At 55.3% G+C, this 25,842-nt stretch carries 21 protein-coding genes; 13 read left to right on the top strand and 8 right to left on the bottom strand.

The window, feature by feature from the left end:
* Positions 1 to 15: 15 nt before the first annotated feature.
* The gene (locus GSQ77_RS27295; protein WP_158906951.1) at positions 16 to 837 is read right to left on the bottom strand and encodes an amidohydrolase; all 822 of its coding nucleotides are present in this window, start codon (positions 835 to 837) and stop codon (positions 16 to 18) included.
* Between the two features lie 359 nt (positions 838 to 1,196).
* Entirely contained in the window at positions 1,197 to 2,084 is an 888-nt protein-coding gene (locus GSQ77_RS27290) for an oxaloacetate decarboxylase (protein WP_158906949.1), read from the bottom strand.
* A gap of 420 nt (positions 2,085 to 2,504) precedes the next feature.
* Here GSQ77_RS27290 and GSQ77_RS27285 point away from each other — a divergent pair, with 420 nt between their 5' ends.
* Complete coding sequence (locus GSQ77_RS27285) at positions 2,505 to 3,575, top strand: glutamate cyclase domain-containing protein (protein WP_158906947.1); 1,071 nt, start codon at positions 2,505 to 2,507, stop codon at positions 3,573 to 3,575.
* Between the two features lie 380 nt (positions 3,576 to 3,955).
* Positions 3,956 to 5,476, top strand: a complete 1,521-nt coding sequence (locus GSQ77_RS27280) for a M81 family metallopeptidase (RefSeq protein WP_158906945.1) — start codon at positions 3,956 to 3,958, stop codon at positions 5,474 to 5,476.
* 370 nt (positions 5,477 to 5,846) lie between these two features.
* On the opposite strand, the gene GSQ77_RS27275 is transcribed toward GSQ77_RS27280, so the two are convergent.
* Together GSQ77_RS27275 and GSQ77_RS27270 are read right to left on the bottom strand one after the other, a co-directional pair.
* Complete coding sequence (locus GSQ77_RS27275) at positions 5,847 to 6,524, bottom strand: glutathione S-transferase family protein (protein WP_158906943.1); 678 nt, start codon at positions 6,522 to 6,524, stop codon at positions 5,847 to 5,849.
* 26 nt (positions 6,525 to 6,550) lie between these two features.
* On the bottom strand, positions 6,551 to 7,516 hold the full coding sequence (locus GSQ77_RS27270) for a gluconolaconase (protein ID WP_158906941.1): 966 nt from the start codon (positions 7,514 to 7,516) through the stop codon (positions 6,551 to 6,553).
* 119 nt (positions 7,517 to 7,635) lie between these two features.
* On the opposite strand from GSQ77_RS27270, the gene GSQ77_RS27265 reads away from it, so the two are divergent.
* Positions 7,636 to 8,556 (top strand): LysR family transcriptional regulator, encoded by a 921-nt coding sequence (locus tag GSQ77_RS27265; RefSeq protein ID WP_158906939.1) that lies wholly within the window; start codon positions 7,636 to 7,638, stop codon positions 8,554 to 8,556.
* Positions 8,557 to 8,649: 93 nt separating this feature from the next.
* On the opposite strand, the gene GSQ77_RS27260 is transcribed toward GSQ77_RS27265, so the two are convergent.
* From GSQ77_RS27260 to GSQ77_RS27250, 3 genes are all read right to left on the bottom strand, one after another.
* The gene (locus GSQ77_RS27260) at positions 8,650 to 10,023 is read right to left on the bottom strand and encodes an MFS transporter (protein ID WP_158906937.1); all 1,374 of its coding nucleotides are present in this window, start codon (positions 10,021 to 10,023) and stop codon (positions 8,650 to 8,652) included.
* A 124-nt stretch (positions 10,024 to 10,147) separates the two neighbouring features.
* The gene (locus GSQ77_RS27255; RefSeq protein WP_158906935.1) at positions 10,148 to 11,803 is read right to left on the bottom strand and encodes a hydantoinase B/oxoprolinase family protein; all 1,656 of its coding nucleotides are present in this window, start codon (positions 11,801 to 11,803) and stop codon (positions 10,148 to 10,150) included.
* Entirely contained in the window at positions 11,800 to 13,947 is a 2,148-nt protein-coding gene (locus GSQ77_RS27250; RefSeq protein ID WP_254067848.1) for a hydantoinase/oxoprolinase family protein, read from the bottom strand. Before GSQ77_RS27250 ends, GSQ77_RS27255 begins: the two co-directional genes overlap by 4 nt.
* 352 nt (positions 13,948 to 14,299) lie before the next feature.
* Between GSQ77_RS27250 and GSQ77_RS27245 the strand changes: the two genes are divergently transcribed.
* The 9 genes from GSQ77_RS27245 (at position 14,300) to GSQ77_RS27205 (ending at position 23,795) form a co-directional block, all read left to right on the top strand.
* Positions 14,300 to 14,812, top strand: coding sequence for a winged helix DNA-binding protein (locus GSQ77_RS27245; protein WP_254067847.1), 513 nt, complete (start codon positions 14,300 to 14,302; stop codon positions 14,810 to 14,812).
* Positions 14,813 to 15,301: 489 nt separating this feature from the next.
* Positions 15,302 to 16,138, top strand: coding sequence for an HpcH/HpaI aldolase/citrate lyase family protein (locus GSQ77_RS27240; protein WP_216854962.1), 837 nt, complete (start codon positions 15,302 to 15,304; stop codon positions 16,136 to 16,138).
* A gap of 97 nt (positions 16,139 to 16,235) precedes the next feature.
* The gene (locus tag GSQ77_RS27235) at positions 16,236 to 17,837 is read left to right on the top strand and encodes an ABC transporter substrate-binding protein (RefSeq protein ID WP_158907079.1); all 1,602 of its coding nucleotides are present in this window, start codon (positions 16,236 to 16,238) and stop codon (positions 17,835 to 17,837) included.
* Positions 17,838 to 17,901: 64 nt separating this feature from the next.
* Entirely contained in the window at positions 17,902 to 18,879 is a 978-nt protein-coding gene (locus tag GSQ77_RS27230) for an ABC transporter permease (protein ID WP_158906933.1), read from the top strand.
* 3 nt (positions 18,880 to 18,882) lie between these two features.
* Complete coding sequence (locus GSQ77_RS27225; protein WP_158906931.1) at positions 18,883 to 19,797, top strand: ABC transporter permease; 915 nt, start codon at positions 18,883 to 18,885, stop codon at positions 19,795 to 19,797.
* A 22-nt stretch (positions 19,798 to 19,819) separates the two neighbouring features.
* A complete protein-coding gene (locus GSQ77_RS27220; RefSeq protein ID WP_158906929.1) occupies positions 19,820 to 20,821 on the top strand; it encodes an ABC transporter ATP-binding protein in 1,002 nt (333 codons plus the stop codon).
* On the top strand, positions 20,818 to 21,867 hold the full coding sequence (locus GSQ77_RS27215) for an ABC transporter ATP-binding protein (protein WP_158906927.1): 1,050 nt from the start codon (positions 20,818 to 20,820) through the stop codon (positions 21,865 to 21,867). Before GSQ77_RS27220 ends, GSQ77_RS27215 begins: the two co-directional genes overlap by 4 nt.
* 136 nt (positions 21,868 to 22,003) lie before the next feature.
* Entirely contained in the window at positions 22,004 to 23,206 is a 1,203-nt protein-coding gene (locus GSQ77_RS27210) for a transporter substrate-binding domain-containing protein (protein ID WP_158907077.1), read from the top strand.
* Between the two features lies 1 nt (position 23,207).
* Positions 23,208 to 23,795: an ANTAR domain-containing response regulator gene (locus tag GSQ77_RS27205; RefSeq protein WP_158906925.1), complete on the top strand. Its 588-nt coding sequence runs from the start codon at positions 23,208 to 23,210 to the stop codon at positions 23,793 to 23,795.
* A gap of 128 nt (positions 23,796 to 23,923) precedes the next feature.
* Here GSQ77_RS27205 and GSQ77_RS27200 read toward each other — a convergent pair whose 3' ends face one another.
* Positions 23,924 to 24,799: an oxaloacetate decarboxylase gene (locus tag GSQ77_RS27200; RefSeq protein ID WP_158906923.1), complete on the bottom strand. Its 876-nt coding sequence runs from the start codon at positions 24,797 to 24,799 to the stop codon at positions 23,924 to 23,926.
* A gap of 117 nt (positions 24,800 to 24,916) precedes the next feature.
* On the opposite strand from GSQ77_RS27200, the gene GSQ77_RS27195 reads away from it, so the two are divergent.
* Positions 24,917 to 25,840 (top strand): LysR family transcriptional regulator, encoded by a 924-nt coding sequence (locus GSQ77_RS27195; RefSeq protein ID WP_158906921.1) that lies wholly within the window; start codon positions 24,917 to 24,919, stop codon positions 25,838 to 25,840.
* Positions 25,841 to 25,842: the final 2 nt, after the last annotated feature.

Raw genomic sequence — 25,842 nt, 5'->3', positions numbered from 1 at the left:
GGCAGCAGCTCCGGCTTAAAACTGATAAAGGACTGCCGCATTCTTGGCGAGAACACGCGCGAACCGGGCAGGGTCGTCGCATTGTTCTGCCAAAAGTTCGAGCAACGACGTTTCATCGATATCGCGGAACGCGATCTGCGACGCCCCTTTTTGCGGCCGACTCGCGTGTTCGGTCGTGTGCGGCCAGTCGGAGCCCCAGACGATCCGCTCAGCATTACTATCTAGCAAGGTTCGCGCAATTTGAATGCTGTCGGCGAAGCCTTCACGTTGTTCGGAGACCCGATACGCGCCTGAGAGTTTGACCCAGCAGTTGCCTTCGCGCAGTAGCGCGCACAGAACCTGTAGATCGACCGATGTGTGTTGAACGCGCGCTCCGCCCATGTGGTCCAGCACAATCGGACAGGGCGCGTCGCGGAGAACGTCAGACATGGCCGTGATGACGTCCAGATCAGCATATATCTGCACGTGCCATCTGTAAGGGGAGATGCGTTCGGCGATCTCCGAGATCCGCCTGCTCAACACCACAGGGTCGCGAGCACCGACGCTTCTTGCGTTTACCCGAACGCCTCGCACGCCAGCGTCGTGCAATTGCATCAGCTCGCGTTCGGAAATCGACGAGTCGATGTCCACCACACCTCTTGCACATCCATCGAGCGCGAGCAACGTCTCGAGAAGGCAACGATTATCGGTCCCGTAGCAGCTTGGCTGAACGACGACCAGCCTCTGGATCCCAAGCGACGTGAACGCGCGTTTCCAGTCGTCGATTCGCGCCGGCCTGGGCGCGTAGCTATGTCCTGCAACACCGGGAAAACGGTCCAGCGCACCGAATACATGCATATGACAATCGCAAGCATCGGTGGGAACGGCATATTTTATGCTTCGGGAAGGATAGGTAAATGACATAGTTATCCTAAATACTGTATAACTTTAAACATCAAGATACGTAGTTGCGAGGCCTACAGTCAGTAAACAACGTCATCGATAGAACGACTAATGACGGTGTTTTCCGTAACTGGCTGCTTCTTTCTCGCGATGTCAGCAAGCCACTCTGCCAATTGATTGCGCGCGTCGTCTCAGACGACTGTGATACGCCGGGGCCGCAGTCCGCCGTGATCCGGCGCTCGATCGCCCGCCTCGATAATCGCGCGAATCTGATGATCGCGGGGCTGAGAAACCGCTCCGCGATAGATCACAACTTAGTATCCTTCCACCGTCTGGCGCTCGATCTCGTAATATTCTTCGAGATCGATCCGGTCTTCGATGTCCTTGCGGATGCGGACTTCCTGCGCATGGGTTAGCAGAGAATGATTCCCTGTCTCGCGTAGCTCTTTGAGTGCGCGTTGCTGTGCGTCGACGGATACCAGCATCATCAATTGGGATTCTATGATGCCGGCGTAGCCCATCTCCTGAAGCTCCTTACGACTGAAAATGGGTCGGCCGTCACGGTTGCCACGGCTCATCACATACAGCAGCGGCACCTTGCAGACGCGCGGGGCACGCTCGGTCTCCTCAGGCGTACGCGGAAACAGTAGCCCCAGGTCGGCGCCAGCATCCGCGCCTCGGTTCACCCGTTCAGCCGCCACGTCCAGCCCGAACTCGCGACACGAATCTGATCGAGCGATGATGACAAAATCCGGATCTTGTTCATCGCGCTCCTTGCACGCATAGCGGATCTTGTCGCCGAACTCCTCGGGAGTGGTCTCATGCACTTGATAAGTGTGGTAATGCGCTCGTTTCGGGAAGATCTGGTCTTCGATGTGCACACCCGCGATGCCCGCGCGAATAAACTCCCGCACGGTTCTCATGGTGTGGAGCGGTTCGCCGAAGCCCGCACCAGCGTCGACGATCATTGGAATGTCGACTGCTGCCGCTGCGTCGGATGCCAACGTGATCTGCTCGGTCATCGTTAACAGTGGCTCGGTGACAGCGCGCGAACCGCCCGTGACGTAACCACCGCAATATACCGCTTCAAAACCAGCATGTTCGGTCAGTTTCGCTGCGAGTGCGTCGTATACACCTGGCATATGCAAAAACGTTTTGGCGTTGAGCAGCGCGCGAAGCTTGCTCGTTTTTCTAACTAACATGGTACCTCCTCGTGGTTGATGAATGGAACTATGTCACAGCAAAGTGCCATACGCAACACTCTTCACCCAAGTACAAACCCTAGGATTTCGCCTATTGGCAGTACGCTGTCAGTTGCAAGAACGTGGTCGGACACGGCCGGAAGTTGTTCCACGGACGCCGGCGGATCCTGTTGAAAAACGCGATTTGCAGCTCGCTCCTGTAGCGCTTTTCTGTTGGCGCCTCCATCTTGGTTGCGGTGTTGAAGACGGGTTCGCAGGGTCTAGCTCGCACTTGCACGAGTACGAGATCGAACATCAAAGGACGGTGCCTAAGGTGATGCCGAAACGGCATCAGTACTGGCGAAAAATAGCTCTTTTAAGCAAGTATCTTCCGGCGCAAAATAATTTTCCAATCAACGACTTTAATGGTGAGGTCATAAAATGATGAGAAAACCGGGAACAGTGTTTGGAATCGGAAATGTCACGACAGCTGAGGATTTTGTCGGGAATGCCATCGATCGTCTGGTGACGATTGAGGCAAAAAATCCGGGCATGCCGCATAACGTGACAACGCGAATGTACGAAGCGGCACGGAAACTAGTTGGGGATCGCCCGATCTCGATGACGGCCGCTGAGCGGTTAATAAATACGCTCAAACCTGGCGACACGGTTCTTTTCCTGACCGGGGCCGGTTATCCGCCGCAAATGCCCAAGGGTGAAGACGACGGTCCTCCCGGTGTCGTCTCGTTGGCGTATGCGATGTATAAGGGCATGGGTGTGGTCCCCGTTTTCGTGTGCGAGAAATGCCACGCAGAACCCGTTATTGCGTCGGCTGTCGCGTCGGGAATAATGGTGGTTCCTTTCGAGGATGCACGCGACGGGCACCTGGGCGCCGCGCTTGAAACCGCTCCGACCTCGCAAGCAGAGATTGGCGCCTGGATAGACAAGGTTTTTGGAGAAATGAAGCCAAAAGCAGTCATTTCAGCCGAGCGGCTTGGACCTGCAGCAAACGGCTTTTTGCATAATCTGACGGCACAGGCATATGGGGGACCGGAGTCGACAATCACCCATGATGTTATCGACATTTCCGGCCTAGTCGACCGCGCGGCGGCGGAAGGCGCTCTGACCATCGGTATCGGCGATCATGGCAATGAGATTGGCTTCGGCCGAATTCAGGAAACTATCGCCGATGTGATGCCCAACGGTCATGTTCTTTGCACTGTTGTTGGCACCGACATTCTCCTGCCTGCGATGGTGTCAAACTGGGGCTGCTACGCAATCGAAGCAGCTTTGGCGTTTTTGCTCAAGCGCCCGGAGCTGATGCACAGCGGCAAGCAGGAGGAGATTATCGTTCGAGCTTGCTTGATGGCCGGCGGCATTGACGCCGTCAAGGTCAGCACGGAGTTTGGAGTCGACGGATTGGACGGTGAGGCATCGATGGCTTGCGTGCATTTTCTCGGCAGTATCGTGCGCAAGGCGCTCGAAATACCGGACAAAGGCTTTGCGCACTAAGCTTGATTCCATTCGTCGGGCTTGGAAACAGGTCCGACGGGTTGTAACTCTGTAGCTCAAAACGAAGCGACCGCTGTGATCGGCCTAGACCAAACTCGTAAAGTTGCCAACGCCGCCGTCCTCTCCGAACGCTGAGACCCATGGTGATTGCTCGCGGTCCATTGAAAGACGAGGTGCTTCATCATTCCGGCGTTGCTTTATCGGCAACGCGGTCGTGCGAAAGTTGCTCTTGCGACGGATATTTTTCTCAAGGACGATCTCTCTTCCGTGGTTTGTGTCTGTCAATTCTCAGAGATCGCCTTGCCAACTAACTATTGCCTTCATGTGCTTTCCCGCAGGCGTGCGCACCATCATCAGCATTAAAAATGAGGAATACGAATTTGCCAATCCGAGTGTTGATCGCAGGCTTCCAGCACGAAACCAATACCTTTGCGCCTTCGATGGCGACCTATCAGAGCTTCGAGCGCGGAGAAGGTTTTCCTGCTCTCGTGCGGGGGGGCGCTGTGCTGGGTTTGAGCAAAGTGAACATACCCATGGGCGGCTTTATCCAGGCGGCTGGCGCGCTCGGTTTTGCGCTCAAGCCTGTGATATGGGCAGGTGCCAGCCCGTCAGCGCACGTGACGGCAGACGCATTCGAGCGCATTGCCCAGGAGATCGTCGCTGCGACGCGCGAGCAGGAAATTGACGCGATTTATCTGGATCTGCATGGCGCAATGGTCGCCGAACATGTGGACGATGGAGAGGGCGAACTGCTGGCGCGCTTGCGCACAGCAGTCGGAACTTGCGTGCCTATCGTCATCTCGCTCGATCTGCATGCGAACGTAACACAGCGCATGCTGGCACATGCCGATGTCATGGTTGCATACCGAACCTACCCGCACGTGGATATGGCCGAGACCGGGCGGCGGGCAGCACAGCTGCTCGACACGCTGCTCAGGTCGGACAATCGACCGCATCTTGCATCGAAGCGCCTGCCGTTTCTGGTCCCCATCAATGGCATGTGCACACTGTTGGAGCCGGCGAGTGGCATGTACGAACGGCTGGCGCAGCTGGAAGTCGACACGATTCTCTCGCTGTCCTTCGCGCCAGGATTTCCCGCCGCGGATTTCCCGGAGTGCGGCCCGACAATCTGGGGATACGGGAGCGATGCAGCAGTCTTGCAAGCCACAATTGATCAGCTTTACGAAAAGATGCTGAGAGATGAATCCGCGTGGGAAGTCACCTTCCTCACACCCGATGCCGCGGTAACCGAAGCGATGCGACTGGCGCGATCAGCAAGCAAGCCGGTTGTGATTGCCGATACGCAGGACAATCCCGGCGCGGGCGGCGATGCGAACACGATGGGCATGGTGCGCGCGCTGTTGCGCAATGGAGTGTCTGATGCCGCCGTCGGGTTGATCTGGGATCCGCACGCAGCTGCCGCGGCCCATGCGGCGGGTGCCGGCGCACGTATCCGCCTAGCACTGGGCGGCTTGTCCGGCGTGCCAGGCGACGAGCCGCTGGTCGAGACTTTCGAGGTCGAGTCGCTGTCCGATGGCAAATGCCGCTATGACGGCCCCATGATGAATGGCATGCTCGCTGAACTGGGACTCGTCGCGTGCCTGAAGGTGGGTGGTGTTCGGATTGCCGTGAGTTCATCGAAGGCACAGATGTTGGACCGCAACCTGTATCGCGTGGCGAATATCGAACCCGAAGCCATGAAGATCCTGGTGAACAAAAGCTCGGTGCATTTCCGTGCAGATTTTCAGGCGATGGCACATGCGGTGTTGGTGGCCAAGGCCCCAGGCCCGATGACCGCAGACCCGGCAGACCTACCATGGACCCGGTTGGAGCCGGGCATCCGTACCCGGCCCATGGGATCTCCATTTGTACCCGTGGGCAGCGATACGCCAAGCCAATGATCTTGCTTGGCTCGGTGTTGCAGGGCAGCTTCATGTGCGAGGTGGATTTGCCAACGCTTCTGTGGCTTGGTCCGACAAGCGTTATATGCAAACATCGCAGGTCGCGTTACCGCCCATGAAGGCTTTGTGACTCAAGAGCTCGATAGCGAAAACAAGCTGGCAACCCAATCAACAAAACTCTGACCCTGTGCACAGGATGCCGGTTATCGTGGCCGTCCGGCTGATCGATGCCGTCAGCCGAACTGGAAATCGCGTTATTCAGAACTTCCTAAACATGTTTTTCTGCATTCGGCGATTACCGTTCGGAGATGCGTATAACGCGATGACCTTACTGACGTTGCGACCCGCGTTGAGCAGGTCGCTCGCCTCATTAGACCGACTGGTTTTGGGGGAACATTGCGAGGCGCGCTTCCTCGTCCATCTCCGACTTCAGCTTTAGCTTGCTCTTTAACGCATTGACCCGTTCGACCGCCTCTCGAGCGGAGATTTCATCGACCAAGCGCTTAACATTCGAGTAGTCGGAAACACCGCGCTCCCCAAAGATGTAGTCTGCGGAGTTCGCCCAGCCCCAGAGCGCGATGTCGGCGATGGAGTAACTGCGACCAGCAAGATATGGCGTTTCGGAAAGTCGCTTATCGAGCACCCGATAATGCCGCTCTACTTCTTTAAGATATCGATTGCGCGCATACGGCACCGGCTCCGGTGAGTAGTGCAAGAAGTGTACGGCTTGACCTGAGAATGGTGACAGACCGGTGGCGACCAACTGGAGCCAAGACAGTGCTGCAGCGCGCTCGCTCGCCTCTGAAGGCATGAACCTGCCGTGTTTCTCGGCAAGATGCAGCAGTATCGCGTGAGAGTCAAAAATAGTAATGCCATCATCAACTATGGCAGGGACTTTGCCATTCGGATTGATCTTCTGATACGAAGCATCGTGTTGCTCACCTTTTAAAATATCAATGAGCTTTAACGCGTATGGCAGTTGCAGTTCTTCAAGCAGGAGCGCTACTTTAGTGCCATTCGGCGTCGGGTGGAAATAGAAGTCTAACATTTGAGATGCTCGGAGTATTTGGTGATTTAAAATTGTTGCAAGATGAAATCACTAACCTTTGGCGCACCTTGTCTGAACAAGGTGTCAATGCGCGAATTCAGCACGTAGATCTTGCCGTCTGCGTCGACCGCAGCCGACGGCATCGAAGCTTCGCTCTTTTCGCGCCGTACGATTTGTGCGGTCCGCCAATTATCCTTGGAAAGTAGTTCGACGATTTCATCGGTGCCTGCATTCTGCACGACCACCAGATGCTGACCGTCGATCAAATGGAAGCCGTCTGCTCCTTTTATTGCCTCAGGGATGTTCACCAGATCAACCTTCGAAGGATCTTTAATGTCCACCCGGAAAAGCTTGCCCGAGTTGTAGTTACCGATAAGCAGATAGTCGTCGTGTATCGCGATGCCGTTCAGATTGAATCCGTCGCCAGTCTTAAAACGCGGATCCTGCGCGAAGACCGACGCATGGCCATCCGTGTCGACACGATAGACGACTGGCGAGAAACTGTCGGTCACATACGCGTTGCCGCTGGCGTCGAGGACAAGGTCATTCGCCAAATGCGCACCCGGATTGAGCTTGGATAAATCGTAGTAGGCCAGCGGCTTTCCCGTTGTTGCGTTGAAGGTTGCGACCGCAGCCAACTTGCCACGCGTGGCTTCGGCCGAGCGGTCACCGGCACCCGGGTCTGAATTTGTTACCCAGAGCACGTTGCGCTTATCGTCGACAAGTAGTCCGAGCGTTGAAATCAGCCGCGTGTCCTGAATGAACGGTGTGTATTTTCCGTCGGTACCGACTTTACCTACAGTGCCATGTTTGACCGAACCCACCATGAACACGTGTTGCTGCGAGGACCATGTCAAGCTTTCCGCATAGAGTTGATCGGCAGTGAAATGAATATCGCCGGCCATCGCGACATTGGATGCAAGTACAGCGGCGCCGACTGCCATGTTAAGCAGACTCTTGCGCATGCTGATCTGTGAATTGAGCGTTCTCATCGTTTTCCTTTCGGCGTTGTCCCTGTGTCGATGCGCTATTGTGCTTTTGCTTAAATTGCTAAACAATAGGCTTAAATGCAAATTGAATTTGCAATAAACGCAAATTGAAAGAAAACGATATGCTCAAAGATCTAGACGTTTTCGTTGCGATTGTCGACGCCGGCAACTTCTCGAAAGCGGCGCAGGAACTCGACGTTGCGGTGTCATCGGTGACGCGCAGACTCGACGGACTGGAGGAAGAGTTAGGCGTGCGACTGTTCCGTCGCGGATCGCGAAAACTGGTGCTGACCGATGCCGGCGAGCACTTCCTGCAGACCGCTCGCAGCGTGTTGTCAGAACTCAACGAGGCGCGCGAATTGTTCGCGAACGGCGAGGCCGAACCACGTGGCTTGTTGACGATCACAGCACCAACGGCATTCGGGCGACGCCACGTCGCGCCGGCTGTCAGGACATTCCTGGCAGCCTATCCCCTTATGAAGGTCGATCTTCGACTGAGCGATAAAATCGTTGATCTCTCGGTCGAGCGGGTCGATCTCGCCATCCGGATAGGACGTCTCGCCGATAGCGAACTGGTAGCGACTCGACTCGCGCCGTTGCGGCGTCTGGTTTGCGCGGCGCCAGCGTACTTAAAAACTGCGGGGCGTCCGGTCGACACCAGGGAACTCGTCAATCATGAATGCCTGACGGTGTCCTCTAAGCCAACGCCACCCGGATGGTGGACTTTCCCTGGGCTGAACCGGGGTGCACCGTTGCCCGTCAGCGGAAGGCTGCAATGCGACGATACCGAGACCTTACTTGAGGCAGCGGTCGCTGGGCTTGGCATTGTCCATTTGGCAAGCTGGATGGTTAGCGAGCTAGTGCAAGACGGCAAGCTGGTGTCGCTATTTCCGCCAACTGAGGACAAAGGAGTGAAGGACGCAATTGCAATTTACGCTGTCCGACTCCCCGGTCGCTCTCATGTGGTGAGGGCGCGCTTGTTTTTGGAACATATTCTCGAACATATCGGAACCGGACCATACTGGGATTTGCCGCAGTCGTAGAACCCATCGCGTTATACGCATCTCTGAACGGTCAACCGCATCGACGGACTGCTGCCGTGGGTCGTAGCCGATCAAGAGCCGCTCGACGGCCGATCAAGTCAGCGGTACGCCTTTGGTCTCAACGCCCAACAAGACAATGCTGATAGCGGATATCAGGAAACACACTGCGCCGATGCCGAATGCACCATCCTGACCCATGGCGGGAAGAATCAAACCAATACCGAACGGGCCTATCATTGAACCAATTCGACCGATTGCAGACGCCATTCCAGAACCCGTAGTGCGTGAACGCGTCGGATAGAGTTCTGGAGTGTAGGCGTATATGACACACCACATGCCGAACAGGAAAAATTGTAGCAACAGCCCGGAAACAATCAGTTCCGCTACGGCAAGGTGATGGCCCGCGCATTGACCGTAGATAAAAGCAAAGACCGCGCTGCCAAGCAAAAAGAAGACCGCAGCAGGTTTGCGCCCCCATCTCTCAAGAGACCATGCTGCGCACATAAATCCAGGAATCCCGGCACAAGACATGACGACCGTGTACAGGATGGATTTGGTCACTGCGTAACCGGCTTGTTGCAGTAGGGCCGCCAACCATGAGGTCAACCCGTAGAAGCCAAGCAAGGTAAAGAACCATACGATCCACAGCATCACGGTTCTCGTCCTGCATTCCGGCAACCATAGATCCTTGACTGATGCGAGCCAGCCTGCTTCGACATCGGCCCCGATTGTGATGACACCTTCTACAGGCGCCGCAAGGGTTTTGATTCTTAGCGCTCTCATAACGTGGTTTTCAATCGCGGCCATGGTGGTTTCGGCAGTGCCATATTTCCCTGTTGCCTCCAGCCAACGCGGCGACTCCGGCACGACCCGGCGGATGACCAGCAAGAACAACGCCGGGATTGCCATCACGATGAAGATGCCGCGCCAGCCAAGCACGGGCATGAGAAAGTAGACTAGGAGACCCACTGCGATAAATCCGATTGGCAGAAATCCTTCGAGCACAGCGGTATAACGTCCACGCAAACGAGTCGGCAGAAACTCCGCAACCAATGTCAGTGCAATAGGCAGCTCCATTCCCATCCCGACGCCCAGCAAAACCCGCGAGGCCATGAGGCTGAGGTAGGTATTCGAGAGTCCGCAAAATAAGCTGCCCGCACCCCACAAAACCATGCTGAACTGGAAGATGGGTTTGCGCCCATACTTATCCGACAAGATCCCAGCTGCCGCGGCTCCCACCAGCATGCCTAACAGACTGGCGCTTGCCAGCAGGCCAGTTTGTGCTGTCGTGATGCCGAGATCCGCTTTGATGGTGCCCAGCATATAGGCCAAGGCAGCCGTATCCATCGTGTCGAATAAAAATGCCGTCGCTATGATTAAAAATATGACGTGCTGATAGCGGCTTAGCGGAAGCCGTTCCAGCCGGGACGCGACGTTAGGCTGCTTGCCGGAAAATTCAGTGTCCATTTCAGTATCCTTAGGCTAATTGTGAGCAAAGCGGCCTGCATCCGGGCGGATGTCCCGGCATGCGTAGCGACTACGCAAAATCAAAATCAACGAGGGCCATGCTGGGTATCTGGCATACGATCGCTCAAGCTGCGCCATAAACCGTGTGTGCTGTTGCTGCAGAAATGAGCTGGTCCTCGAGGTCGCGGCTGACGAACTCCCGGGAGCGCGCTTTGGGATCGTCTCGGCCGGCTCCCCCGGGGGTCATGATGATCAATCGTTCCCCCCGCTCGATTTTTTGATTTCCTTTGCCTTTAAGCGTGCGTCCCGACTGTAATCCGATGAACCCTGAGGCACCGTTTTGTCCTCCATCCTGCCCGCGCGGCGGAAACTGGATTCGGTCGAAGGAGGCAAGAATTTCGAAGGACTTGTCGCAGGCGGATTCGACTTCGATCACTTGACCCAGACCGCCACGCGTTTTACCGGCTCCGCCTGATCCTTCGCGTAACTCCTTGCGCCAGAAGATCAGTGGCGTTTGGGTCTCCGCGATCTCCACAGGCGTGCCGGAAAGATTGGTGGGGTAGGCGGTAGCCGACATGCCGTCGCGTCCATTTCGTGCGCCAGTACCGCCGTTGCTTGTGAAGCCCAGCGTGAACCCGTAACGTCCTGCATTGGGGTCCGTCGTCTCGCCGCGCATCGTAATCAGCCAAACCGACGAAGCACCCTCGGCCGGAACACGATCCGGGCTCATCTGCCGCAGACATCCGAACATCACATCGGGCAGCATTTGACCGATCACGTGGCGCGTCGACACAGGAGCCGGCTTGAGCGCATTCAATACCGAGCCGGGCGGGGCCGATACGGAGAAGGCTGACAGGGATCCGGTGTTATTGGGAATTCTCCCGGCAACTGCGCACGCCAACCCGAACATGGTGTAAGCCGTTGCATAACTCAGCGGTACATTGATGCCATGCGTGGATTGCGCTGAAGTGCCGGCGTAGTCCACGTGAATCCCGGCGTCGGAGACAGTCACGCTAGCTGACAGGTCAATCGGCGTGTCGTAGCCATCGATGGTCATGGTATTTCGCCATGTGCCTTTGGGCAATTTACGTATTTCTTCGAGCACCGCGGCTCTGGAATGGTGAAGGATGTAGTGGGCCAGCGCATCCAGCGATTCCAACTTGAACTCATCCATCATTTCCAGCAAACGTGTCGCACCGACCCCGTTGCAGGTTGCCAGTGCATAAGTGTCGCCTTCGGTCTCCAGCGGTTGCCGGGTATTGGCACAAATCATCGACATCAATGTTTCATTGACCGTACCCCGATCGAACAGTTTGAGCATGGGGATATATAAACCCTCCATAAACACATCCGATGCATCCGGGCCGAACCCCAGGCCACCGATGTCCATGACGTGGCTGGTGCAGCAAAACAAGGCGATAGCTTTACCACCCTTGAAACACGGTGTGACGACAACAAAATCGTTCAGATGCCCCGTTCCCATCCACGGATCGTTGGTGATGAACACATCTCCGGGTTGCATAGCTTGCAAAGGATATTTGCGCAGGAAGTGCTGAACCGAATCGGCCATGGTATTGACATGACCTGGTGCGCCGGTAATGGCTTGGGCCAGCATCTGGCCTGCCGTGTCAAAGACCCCTGCGGACAGGTCCCCGCATTCGCGCACGATGGGGCTGAATGCGGTACGGAGCAAAACCTGTGCTTGCTCTTCAACGATAGCTATCAATCGATGCCACATCATCTGGGAGTCTATGGTCAAGCTTGCGTCGTTACGGCTCATCGTGTCACCTCTGAAGTCAGTTTGCGTTCCAGCAGGATGTTGCCCTGATGGTCTATACGTGCCTCGAAGGAAGCCGAGACGAAGGTTGTGGTTTCTTTTTCGACGACGAGAGCTGGACCGCACACTAGATGTCCAACGCGGATGTCTTCCCGCAGAAACGCCGGTATGTCGATAAACTCACCCGACTTCCCATCGAAGTAAGCGCGCGAACTTGCCGCAGACAGCGGCAACGGCGACGAAGCATGCGGCGCGGCAGGTGGCATATGCTTGGGCGCTTGCGTGGATGCCACTACCGACCAGCTCAGGATTTCCTTGGCAGCGCCGGGGATGACGCGGTTGAACAGATTTGAATACGCGCGTTCGAATTCGTCGTTGAGCTCAAGCCCGTCATCTGCGCTTAGGCGGCGGTCCGGGATGGAGACTGCAATTTCATGCCCCTGGCCCACATAGCGCATAAATGCGGTGCGCCGGGCCGTCACTGCAGCGCCTTGAGCGCCTTCTTCTACCAACGCATGAGCCTCTCGTGCCATTTCATCGAGCAGGTCGGAGATCTCATCGGCCTTGAGCGCGGCCAACAGCATATGGCGACTGCGCACGATTTCGTATGAAATCGGCGCGCGCAGAAAGCCGACGGCGGAGCCGACGCCGGCGTGGCCCGGAATAAGGATACGTGCGATATTCAGTTTTTCTGCCACTCGCGCGACGTGCAACGGGGCTGCGCCACCGAATGCGATGAGCGTGTGCTGCTCGATCGGGCGTCCTTTTTCGATGGCGTGGGCCCGAGCCGCGCTGGCCATGCTTTCGCACACCATTTCGTATACGGCATAGGCAGCCATATCAGCAGACATACCCAAAGGCTCGGCAACGTGTTGTTTAAGGGCCTGGCGCGCTGCATGCAAATCCAGAGGGACGGCTCCCCCGGCAAATGCAGCAGGATCCATCATGCCGAGCGCCGCATCCGCATCTGTCACGGTGGGCAGTTCGCCTCCGCGGCCGTAACAGACGGGCCCAGGTTCCGATCCTGCACTCTGCGGACCGACCGTGACGCTCTTGAGTAGATTGACGCCCGCGATAGAGCCGCCGCCAGCGCCAATTTCCACCAAATCAATGACCGGGATGCGTAAGGGCAAGCCGCTTCCTTTTTGAAAACGTGCCGCTCTGTCCACTTCGTAGACGCGATCGCGGTCAGGAATAAAATTTTGGATCGAACAGATTTTTGCGGTGGTCCCACCCATATCGAAAGACAGTACGCTGCGCTCTTGAGCTCGGGTTGCAATGTCCGCTGCGAAAATCGCGCCGCCCGCCGGGCCAGACTCAATCAACCTCACGGGGAATCGCCGAGCTGTCTCCAGCGACGTTAGATCGCCGTTCGAGGTGACGAGATAGAGCACACCTCGGAAGCGCTCTTCCGTAAGCTTGGAACGCATACGCCCGAGATAATCGGCGATCTGCGGCTGCACATAAGCGTTAGCTACCGTGGTCGAAGTGCGTTCGAACTCCCGAATTTCCGGGCACACCTCGCTGGAGATCGAGATGGCAATCCCCGGGAGTGCCTTTGCGAACAGATCTCTTGCGCGTTTTTCGTGCGATGCATTGGTGTAGGCATGCAGAAAACATATCGCCAGGCTTTCAACCGATTTCTCTTTCAAAAAGGTGATGTGCCGGGCTATCGCATCTTCGTCCAGATCCAGCAAGGTATCGCCCTGGGCATTGATACGTTCGGGGACCGTCAACCTGAGCGAGCGCGGCACGAGGGGGGCACGCTTTTCAATCTGCAGATCGTATTGATCGAAACGGCCCTCTGTCCCAATCTCCAGAATGTCGCGAAAACCTTCGGTGGCGATCAGCGCCGTACGGGCGCCGCGCCGTTCAAGCACGGCATTGGTAGCCAATGTGGTGCCGTGTACAAACACGTCGATATCGGAGAAACCGAGGCCGGCCTCGCGCAAAATTGCGCGTCCCCCTTCGATTACCGCATGCTCCGGTTTTTTGACGGTGGTCAGCACCTTTTTGGTTCTCAGAAAGCCGTTCACCTCAAGCACCACATCAGTGAATGTTCCCCCAATATCAACCGAAAGCCTGATTTGCATGGCGTGCGTGGGGCTCGTTACTGCCGGACGTTGGTCTGGATACTCTTCACTCATTTTTCTCTCGCTTGCATTGAAGGTTTCTTAAATTAGTACTGCTAATCAGGGTTTTCCGCCGTGCATATCCATGTCGGTGCATCTATCGGACAGGGTTCCTCATCTACGCGCGCTACGATGGTCCCAACCCACTGCAGGTCCGGACCGCCGGCAGAGGCGCCGCGGCGGTCCCGACATGGGTGGCCAGCAAAGCGAGCGAGCGTGGCACGAATTCGTCTGCGTCGGCAGCGGGGCGTGAAAACATGCGATCATACAAACGTTGGTGTTATTAGCGGCTTTACGTCAGGTTGATGCTGACGATATCCTGACGATTTACTTATGTCAACGTCGATTTATGATTGGGAGAAACCCTATGTCCGATAGCTCAAAAAAAGCACTGGTCTTGTCTCAGCATCTCATTTCGCCAAGAAGTGCGGAGCTCAGCGAGTTTGAATTTGGCATGATTGTCTGCTGGAACGCCTTTAGCCGTTGGCTGGTACGAGGCTCGGCAGCCAGTGGCCACAAGGATCTCAGCTTCATCGATGTGATCGTGCTGCATCAATTGAAGCACCGCGCGCACAATCGCAAGCTGGCTGACATATGCTTCACGCTGAATCTGGACGACATCCACGTCGTGAGTTATTCATTGAAGAAACTAATGGCAGCCGGGCTTGCGATAGGAGAGAAGGTCGGGAAGGAGGTGTTGTATCGCACCACCGACGCAGGCGAGAGCGCTATCGAGAAGTACCGGGAAGTGCGCGAATTGTGTCTCATGAGCAATGTCGATGAAGAGGTGAATCCGCAGCTCAAGGAGCTCGCGCGTTTTTTGGGGCGCATGAGTGGGTTATATGAACAGGCAGCGCGAACGGCATCGTCGTTGCCGTAAAAGTCATGCTGTTCGTCGGTCTCTTCTGTCGGCTGGCTGAAATTAAGGCGCCTGAAAATTTTTTGTAGCAATGCTACTCAACCATTTTTTTTTAGGCTAAGCTTGCCACGCAATACACGGAATCGCTCGTCCATCATCTAGTTGTGAGCTGAGGCGGCTGTACCTCGGATTGGCAACGATGCCAATTTAGCTGACTGGACTGGCAATTTTTCGCCTAGCTGTACGTAACTACAATTTTGGCACGATACTGTGCGACGGCAAGGAAGCCCCGACTCTTTCAGAGCGCGGGGCTTTTGCGTTTTCGGAGCCGAAAGTTTCGAATCGACACTCCGGAAAATTTATGTTGGGTGCGTTTCGGTAGAAAACTGAGCCCGATGATCTTGGAGTAAATAGCCGCACACGCACTTTTTTACAGAAGAATGACGATAGATTTGGAGTACTGAAAATTTCAGTCATCTTTTTGATTGATGTGATGCCGATTCTCTTTATATGGCAGCAAGTTCACTTACCAAGGCAATTATGCGAACCAACACCGTTGGCTCAGATAGTTCAAGAAACGAGTTCAAGCTGCGCCTGGTCGACGGCCCGCAACTCGGACTGTTCTCAAGTTTGGGCGGGGCCCTGTTGACAGAACTATTCGCGGCATGCGGATTCGATTGGATTCTTATCGACACCGAGCATTCACCTAACGAACTGGGCGACGTCGTGCAGCAGTTACAGATACTGAACGGATCACGTACCAGTGCGATTGTGAGGCCGGCCCACGGCGACCCTGTATTGATCAAACGTCTGTTGGATGTGGGTGTTCGAACGATATTGATCCCTGATGTACGGTCTGCGGACCAGGCTGCGGCCGTCGTGAGGGCGACCCGCTATCCACCTCACGGGATACGCGGCGTGTCGGGAAATTCACGTGCTTCATTGTATGGACTCAACTCACGCTATGGTGCCGAGGCGCATCGTGAAATATGTCTGTTGCTGCAGATCGAATCAGTGGAAGGCGCGAACAATCTCGAAGAGATTGCTGCCGTGGAGGGGGTCGATGGCATTTTTATCGGCGCCGCCGATTTAGCCGCATCGATGGGCCACCTGGGCCATGCCGGGCACCCAGAAGTGCAAACCTGTGTCAGCCGAATTCTCGCGACCTTGAAAAAAATAGGTATGCCGGCGGGTTATCTGACTACCGATGAAAACGAATACAGAGCGCGGGCGGCAGAGGGAATCGCAATAATCGGCATAGCCACCGACACGTCAATTATTACCCAGCGCGCCCTTGAGTTGATCAGCAAGTACCGGCAATGCGTCGCCGCACTCGGTCATCGGTGAACTCAGGCAATAGGTACTGCGCTCGCTGGTGAAGCTGGTGCCGCAGGGGTTTATTCGGGAAGCGACTCAAAAACTGACTTATTCCGTCCAGGAGGACATGGTGAAACGTCTGCGAAATTTTTGGAAAAAAGAACTTCGGCAATGCATTCTCGTCGCGGCTATTTCATTGCCGTTTTTTTCGGTCGCCTATGCCGCCGATTTCACGATGGCGCTTAGTTCACCACCGACATCGATGGATCCGGATTTTTACTACGCACAAGCCAATATCAACGTGTCCGAACACATCTTCGAATCGCTGGTGAAGCTCGACGCCAGCAGTCATATTGTCCCTGGTTTGGCCGATTCATGGCGACTGGTGAACGATACAACATGGGAATTCCATTTGCGCCCGGGCGTGACCTTCCACGATGGCTCGCCGCTCACGGCAGAAGATGTGGCATGGTCCCTGGACCGACCGGCCACCATCCTGAATAGCCCGGGGAAACTCGATGTCTTTACCAAATCTATCGTCAGCAAGAAAATTATCAGCCCGTCGGTCATCCAACTGACCACAGCAACCCCATACCCGCTGCTTCCCGTCGATCTGGTCAATATTCTTATTATTTCGAAAAAGGCAACGCAGGGGTTGAGTAGCGAAGATTTTTCCAGCGGAAAAGGCATGATAGGCACAGGGCCGTATAAGTTCGTCGACTATCGCAGGGATGACCGGGTAACGCTGCGTCGCAACGACAACTATTGGGGTCCTAAATCCGAATGGGAAAACGTGACCTTGAAGTTCATTCCCAATGATGCGTCGCGCATGTCTGCATTACTGGCAGGCGACGTCCAGGCGATTGAGAATGTGCCCACACCCGATTTGGCGCTGGCGCTGAAAAATCCAAAATTGTCTGTGTACTCGAAAGTCTCGCAGCGTACGATCTACGTGTATGTCGACACTTCAAGAGTGGCATCTCCGTTTGTCACAGACAAAGCCGGCCAACCTCTGGCCGTCAGTCCGCTGACCAACCCCGACGTGCGCCGCGCAATTAGCATGGCAATCAATCGGGATGCGATCAAGTCACGCTTGATGGAAAACCTGTCTGAACCTACCAATAATCTCGTGCAGCCTGAAGCATTCGGCTACAACGCAGATCTAAAGGTGGTTCCTTACGATCCGGCGGGTGCGAAAAAATTGCTGGAACACGCGGGATATAAGGATGGCTTTGGGGTGACGTTCGACACACCCAATAACCGTTACACCAACGATGAAAAAATTGCCCAGGCAATCGCGCAAAACCTGACGCATGTTGGAATCGTTACCAAGGTCGAGTCGATGCCGATGGCGACCTATTCATCGCGCGGCGCCAAACACGATTTTTCGATCGGCCTGCTGGGTTGGGGTTCGGTCGAGGCCAGCTCGCCATTAAGGGCATTGCTCGCATGTGAAGACAGCAAGAAGGGCTTTGGCACACAGAACTGGAGCCTTTACTGCAGCAAGGAAATGACCGCAAAGCTCGACTTGGCATTGACTACCGTCGACGACGCCAAGCGAGAGCAGCTCCTTAAGGATGCAATGGCGATTGCCATCAATGATGGAGCGATCATCCCGATTCATCAGCAATTCACGACTTGGGCGACGCAAAAAGGCATTGTCTACGAACCGCGTACCGACGAACGTACCTATGCCTGGAAATTCAAAACGTCGTCCGCCGCGAACTAGGATCTGTGGCTTCTGACCGTTGCTTCTGTGGTTTGTCGATCGCTACGGGCAAAAAGAGAAAACAATGCTGACTTTCATCATTCGGCGACTGATACAAAGTGTCAGTGTGCTTTTTATCATGTCGCTACTGGTCTTTTGCGGTGTTTTTGCGATTGGCAATCCGGTCGATCTATTGATCAACCCAGAGGCGGATCAACAAGACAAAATCAGAACCATCGCCCAACTTGGGCTGGATAAGCCACTGTGGCAACAATACCTGCATTTCCTGTGGAATTTTTTGCACGGAAATATGGGCACCTCGTTCGCGCAAGGCGCCCCGGTCGGGCAACTGATTTTCGAACGTATGCCGGCAACCATGGAGCTCGCAATTTTCGCGATCCTGCTCTCGATCATATTGGGTATCCCTCTTGGACTGTGGGCAGGGCTGAAGCCAAACTCGCTAGTGGGAAAAACCATCATGGTGGGGTCGGTGCTGGGTTTTTCATTCCCTACTTTTTGGGTCGGCTTGATGTTCATCATGCTGTTCGCGGTGAAGCTGGGTTGGTTGCCCTCCGCTGGGCGCGGGCAGACCGTCGATCTGCTGGGTTTGAGGGTGAGCTTCCTCACGCTCGATGGCTTGCGCCACTTGGTCATGCCCGCGATCACCTTGGCGCTCGTCAATATTGCTATGGTGATCCGGCTAACACGCGCGGGTACGCAGGAGGCGCTGCTGCAAGACTACGTTCGGTTTGCCCGTGCCAAAGGGTTGTCCGGGACGAGGATCGTGTGTGTACACGTGTTGAAAAATATCTTGATCCCGGTGGTCACCGTGATTGCATTGCAATTCGGTTCGATCATTGCCTTCGCAATCGTGACGGAATCGATCTTTTCATGGCCAGGCATGGGTAAGTTGATTATCGACTCCATTCAGGTGCTCGATCGTCCGGTGATTCTGGGTTACCTGATGATCGTCGTGACGATTTTTATCCTGGCCAACCTTGTTGTCGACATTTTATATAGCGTGCTCGATCCAAGGATCGACATATCTGACACCGGAGGTTAGGACATGCTTGCTGCATATAAACAAAGAGCTGATTTGAAAGTCGAGCCCTCGGAACTGCGCCGCCTGATCGATGAGTACATGCGCAGCAAGATTGCAACCATCGCCTTGATCATGCTGGTGGCGGTGGTGTTAGCAGCCCTATTCGCGGTTTGGCTTGCGCCGCAGAATCCTTACGATCTGGCCACTTTGGATTTGCTCGATGCAAGGATTGCGCCGGGAGGCAGGTCTGAGACCGGTGTGATTTTCCTGCTTGGATCCGACCAACAGGGTAGGGATATTCTCTCGGCGATCTTGTACGGCTTGAGAATAAGCATGGGAGTAGGGGTACTCAGTACGGTAGTGGCGCTGATATTTGGCGGCGTGCTGGGGTTGATCGCCGGCTCCGTTGGTGGGCGGATCGATGCGCTCATCATGCGGATCGCGGATATTCAGCTCTCGTTCCCGCCCGTGTTGCTCGCACTCATTTTGCTCGCTTTCCTCAGGCCGGGAATCGGTAATATCGTTATCGCTCTAGTGGCCGTGCAGTGGGCGTATTACGCCCGCACGACCCGCAGCTCGGCGTTGGTCGAATGTCGGAAACAGTATATGGAAGCGGCCGCTTGTCTCGGCTTGTCGCCTACCAGAAAGATGTTTAAACATCTGCTACCCAATTGCCTGTCTCCGCTGATTGTCATTGCGGCGCTCCAGGTGGCATCCGCTATTACGTTGGAAGCGACGCTGTCTTTCCTTGGCTTGGGCGTGCCAGTGACTGAGCCGTCACTGGGATCGCTGATCGCGAATGGGCAGCAATATATGTTGTCAGGGGATTACTGGATATCGTTGTTTCCCGGTGTAGCACTGGTGATCGCCATTGTGTCGCTGAACCTGGTGGCTGACCAGCTCAAGGACATTTTGAATCCTCGCCTGAAGTTGCAGTGAAGACTATCAACAGAGCGCTATCATGAAAAAAGTAGCTTTAGCGGTCTCCCATCTGCAAACCGAATTTGTCACGCGGGCCGGGATCGCACGCGCTGTCAACGACGTATCGTTGTTCGTCGAGCCGGGTGAAATACTCGGTCTGGTAGGTGAGTCGGGTTCGGGAAAGTCGATGACCGGGTTTTCTATCCTCGGTCTGGTGGAACGGCCGGGGAGAGTGGTGGGCGGGAAAATCGAATTGACCGGCGCCGATGGGAAGTCCGTCGATCTTCGCCAGCTTGACGATTTGCAAATGCGCAGCATTCGGGGGAATCGCATTGCAATGATTTTTCAGGATCCCATGATGACCTTGAATCCGGTATTGAAGATCGGCACCCAAATGATGGAAACGGTGCGGGCGCACAACCGTGTCAGTAAAAAGGAAGCTTACCGCCGCGCGGTGGAGGCGCTCCAGAGCGTCGGTATTCCTGCCGCAGAGCAGCGCATGGCCGCCTATCCTCACCAGTTTTCAGGTGGCATGCGGCAGCGTGTGGTGATAGCCATCGCGCTTCTTAATAAGCCCGACGTGATTATTGCGGATGAGCCGACCACCGCGCTGGACGTGACGATACAAGGCCAAATTCTGTTCCAAATGCAGAAAATCTGTCGGGATTCAGGAACTGCGCTGATCTGGATTACCCACGATTTGTCGGTTGTCTCCGAGCTGGCAGACCGAGTCAGCGTGATGTATGCAGGCAAAATTGTCGAATCGGGATCAACACGACAAATTCTGGAGTTGCCCGGCCATCCTTATACGCAAGGGCTGATCAGATCCACACCGTCCGCGAATATCCGCGGAGTGCCCCTGAAACAGATCCCTGGCATGACGCCCTCATTGGTCAATCTTCCCGGCGGATGTGCATTCCGCGATCGCTGCGAATTCGCGACGGCGCAATGCGAGACCACTCCGGCTCTTGAATCGCGTCGCGACAAGGGTAGTGTTCGCTGCTTTCATCCACTGACGCAAGATGAGGAGGTTTTCGCATGAACGATACGCTTTCTTATGCGAGCGACCACATCGTGCTTGCAAGTTCTTCCTCTCAGAGCGAACCCGCTTTGCTCGAGCTAAAAAATATCTCGAAGAGGTTTATCAAGCGTCGCGATATTGCCGTCAAAGTGGCCGGCCTGCTGGGTGTAAAGTCACGCTCAGAAGTGGTCCATGCGCTCGATTCGGTGAGTTTGCAGATACGTTCGGGCGAGGTGGTCGGGTTGGTAGGTGAATCAGGCTGCGGAAAGTCAACGCTAGGCAGAATCGTTGTCGGGCTTGACTCGCCTAGTGGCGGCGAGCGGACCTGGAGGGGGCGCGACTATGGACGCGCTGCGGGCATCAGCGCCAGCGCTCGGTTGGAAATACAAATGATTTTTCAGGATCCGTACGCATCTCTCAATCCGCGGCTAAGGGTTTTGGATCTCGTCGGTGAAGCTCCTGTCGTCCATAAGCTCGTGTCGAGAGATGAGCAAAAAGATTACGTGCAGCAAACTCTGACGCGTGTGGGTATCGATCCCGGCACATACCGGCGCTTTCCTCACCAGTTTTCAGGAGGTCAACGCGCTCGTATCGGAATTGCACGGGCACTGGCTGTACGCCCGAAATTTATTGTGTGCGACGAATCGGTGGCGGCGCTGGACGTGTCGATACAGGCGCAGGTCTTGAACCTATTCATGCGCCTGCGTGACGAATTGGCGTTGACCTATCTGTTTATCAGCCACGATTTGGGGGTGGTCAAACATATCAGCGACCGCGTAATCGTGATGTATCTGGGGCGGGTAATCGAATCGGCATCCACGGACGAGTTATTCGCCAATCCGAATCATCCTTATACGCAGGCTCTGCTGGCGGAAGCACCGAGTATCGCCCTGGTCCAAAAAAGTTACGCAGCTATCCGTGGGGAGATTCCGTCGCCTCTGGCGCCGCCGCCAGGTTGTCATTTTCATCCGCGTTGCCCGCATGCCGTGCCGCTTTGTGGGCAGAATCAACCGCCACTGAAAGAAGTATCACCGGGGCATTTCTCGGCATGTCATTTGAACGAATAGACTTAGACGTTCCATTAGTCGCAGACGTGTCGCCTGCGACATCCAAGGTCTTGATCCAACGATGGCTGTGCTGCGCTCAGTCAATTTTCGCGATGGCAGAAGGTGCCGGGTTGCGATACAGGAGTTGCGTGTGAGTATGACCAAGCATAAAAATTCGGTGCTGAAAAAGACTGTGATTTCGGTGGGCGTACTGTATTCGCTGACAGGCACTTATGGTGCTATTGGTCGCGAGATGTTGAATGGGGTGTTACTGGCGATTGAACAGACCAATGCAAATGAAGCGCTGGACTTCGTCATCGAGCCGATTATTCGCGACCCGGGTGGCGATTTGGATCAGTATTATTCGATGTGCAGTGAAATGCTGCACACACTCGGTCTTCGGCATGTGATTGGCTGTTACACCTCGGCATCCAGGAAGCGGATCCTGCCTCTCATAGAGGGCGCCAATGCACTTTTGTGGCATTCGCCACGTTACGAAGGATTCGAAAGCAGCGCAAATGTCATCTATCTTGGCGCCGCGCCGAACCAGCACGTCATACCGCTCATCAATCACGTTGTCAGCCATCACGACGCCAATATCTATAACGTCGGCTCCAACTATGTATGGTCATGGGAAATACATAGAATTGCCAGTGAAGTGATCCAGGATAAGGGCGGCTCGGTGGTTGGCGCGCAGCTATTGCCGATCGGGGAGCGCGATGTCGGCGCGATCATCGCAGACATCATCGAAAAACGACCGGCTATCGTACTTAATACATTGGTCGGTGAATCTGCATATTGTTTCTATGCCGCCTGGAAAGAGGCATCCCGTTCCCACGCTTTTCTCGGCTCTGGCGATGTGGCGAAATTGAGCCTTACCTTATGCGAGCCGGAAGTACAACTCGTAGGCGCGGATGCAGTGGAAGGATATCTGGTCTCTTCGGTCTACTTTCAGTCCATCGATAACCCGGAGAATCGCCTTTTCCTACGTCAATATCGCAGCAGGTTCGGCGTTGCAAGTTCTCCGTCAGTGGATACTGAGGCGGCTTATCTGATCGGCGTGTTTCTGACTCGCGCCATTGATGCATGCGGCTCCGACGAACCTTCTTCGGTGCGCACCGCGGCTTATGGGGAGACGGTAGCGGCGCCGCAAGGGAAGGTGCGTATCGACGTCGACAACAACCACAGCTACTTGACGCCCAGGCTTGGGCGATGCCGTCCGGATGGTCAGTTCGAGATATTCTGGTCGGCACCGGAGCCGATCAAACCTGATCCTTACTTGACCTGGGTGGATCTTTCCGAGGTTGGCGGCAACACAGGGATGACGCCGCCCGCCAGGCACATGGCCTCGGGAGAATAGCTTGAAAAAGCCGACGCTGTCGCTGCGAGGAATTCGAATCGGCGTGCTTTACTGTGAGAGTAAAGATCAGACCAATCTTGAGCAGCAATTTCGCAGATTGGGTATCGAGGGCATTTTCCTCCAGGATTTTCCTGATTTTCGTGCGCTTGCAGCGTTCGACATTTTGATGTTCGACAGCGACCATACCTCTGCGGTTCATCATAGTTCGCAACCGCAATGGCCGGATTTGCCGCGCATCGCTGTGCTTGGCACCGAGACACCTTCCCGTTTGCAATGGGTAATCAACCAGGAGCCTTCCGGGTACATCCGTAAGCCGGTCAAGTATGAAGGTGTGCTATCAGCCTGCATACTTTCGCTAAGGACCTACCGCCAGAGCCAAACTCTGAACGATAGGGTTCGACAACTGGAAGCCCGACTCGCAGCGCGCAAGTTTGTGTTTTCGGCTTTGTTGATTCTGATGAAAGATCTCGGTCTCAACGAAGACGAAGCCTACGTCTCGCTACGAACGCTTGCCATGAGCCGGCAGTTGAGCCTCGAGCAAATGAGCATAGAACTGGCCGAAACGAAGCGGACTGGCCAAAGTAAATAATCGCGAGTCTGCCCGCGGATCGACTCGCTTTTCCACGTGCTATTTACCTACCAGGACTACTCTTGCCGCGGAAAGTGTAGCCAGATGGCAGCGTGAATCCTGCCTTTGCATTGGTCACTGTGTGACGGTTAGCTCATTAGTGTCGGCAGCGCGATGTCCGTAGCGTGGCATTGTCGGCGACGATCGTACTCTGCGTAATTAAGTAAGACCTCCATTTCCAGATGCGAAGAGACGCTGCCTTCCAAGGACCGAATATTTTTTGTTTCCGTGAAACGTTGCAAGGCCCGTTTAATCCCGAATGTCGCCGCGTCGACGCAGAAGCTATGATAGATCACGATATCAGCCCCAGCCGCGCGTTCAGATTCAAGCGAATCTCCGTTGGTGTTCACGATCACGACAGGTGCAGGAATGCGTTGACGTATTTCACCCAATTGCTCAAGCGTCAAGCCGATAGGCATCACTGCATCGGCACCGGCTTGGGCAAACGCCAGCATCCGCTCAGCCACATCGGCGACCCGATTCGTTACCGACGCGATATCTGTGCGGGCGATGACGAGAAAATTGGGATCTTCACGCCCGGCCACTGCGGCGCGTATTTTTTGAACCGCCTGTTCCAAGGGTACGACGCGCTTAGGCTCCGACGTATGCTTGCCGCTGAGATGGTCCTCGATATGAATCCCGCATGCACCGGCTTGTTCGAAGGCGCGTACCACGCGTGCGATGGCGGCGGGGCCATGAAAGCCATTCTCGGCATCTGCGATCACGGGGATCGACACAGCCTCGGAGATCTCGCGAACCTTGTTGCACAGTTCCGTCATGTTCAAGATGCCGACGTCAGGCAGTCCAAGCGATGATGCGAATGAATAGCTGCCAGCATGGACGGTTTCGAAGCCGGCCAGCTCAACCTGCATGGCGGACAGAGCATCGTAGACGCCAGGTGCAACCAGCGTCCTGTTCTCGGCGAGCCGCTTGCGCAGTTGCGCCCGTAGATTCATGTACTTCATTTTTCCCCCTTAGCGAAGCGTCTATGGTCACCTCGCTATCGCGAGGCAACAAGATCAAAGTGCATCATCCTGTGTTGCTTGGTAAGCAACGTGGCTCAATTTCAATCTGGACTGTCTATGCGTGAACTCAATCAGCGCCGGTTACGCTACTTCTTTGAAGTGTGCCAACATGGCTCGATCCGGCGCGCTTCGGATAGCTTGAATACGTCTCCTTCGGTCATCACCCGACAGATCCAATTACTCGAGGAAGAGCTCGATGTGGTGCTCTTCGAGCGACACGCGCGCGGACTGCGGCCAACAGAAGCGGCGCAGCATCTATTGGAGTTTTGGCGCGGCTTCGAGGCCAATCAGGAACAGTTCGAGAACCGCTTGTCTGCCTTGCGCGGCCTCCAGGTTGGTGCCGTTCACATCGCCACCAGCGAAGGCTATGTGGTGGACTTGATGAGACAGGTCGTCGCGCCATTTTGCGCTGCGTATCCAGGTATCAGCGTCAAGGTCGATGTCCTCCCGGTCAGCGACATCGTCGAGAAGGTGGCATCGAGCACCGCACATATCGGACTCGCGTTCAATCCGCAGATCCGCTCGGATATCGTCTTCAAAAACAGCTCCCCGCAGCCGGTCACGCTGCTGGTGCGTGCCGATCATCCTCTTGCACGCCGCGGCAGTTCCGTGACTGTTGCGGAGATGCTCGCGTGTTCGCTCGCGATCATGCCAACCAGCAACGGACTAGGGCAGATCATGTCCTTGCTCGCTTACGCCGAGCACTTCGAGTTGAAGCCTGCATTGGTGACCAACTCCTTATCGGTATTGCGTGAATTTGCCTTGGGCGGAGAGGGCGCAACGGTCATTGGCGGCTATACTTCGCTGCGCGAGCTGTCGACCGGAGAACTGGTCGCACTACCGATTGAGCATCCATTGCTCGCCGGTGCGAAAGCGTGTCTTATCGTCAAGCGTGGCAGGCCGTTGGGCGTCGCCGCGGGCGAAGCATTGAGCTGGATCAGTTCCCGCATGACAATGTTTGCGACCTCCGAGGCCACGTGATC

It is taken from the genome of Burkholderia sp. L27(2015), from assembly GCF_009765705.1.
Lineage (GTDB): Bacteria > Pseudomonadota > Gammaproteobacteria > Burkholderiales > Burkholderiaceae > LMUX01.
This window is presented reverse-complemented; position numbering and strand designations above follow the sequence as displayed.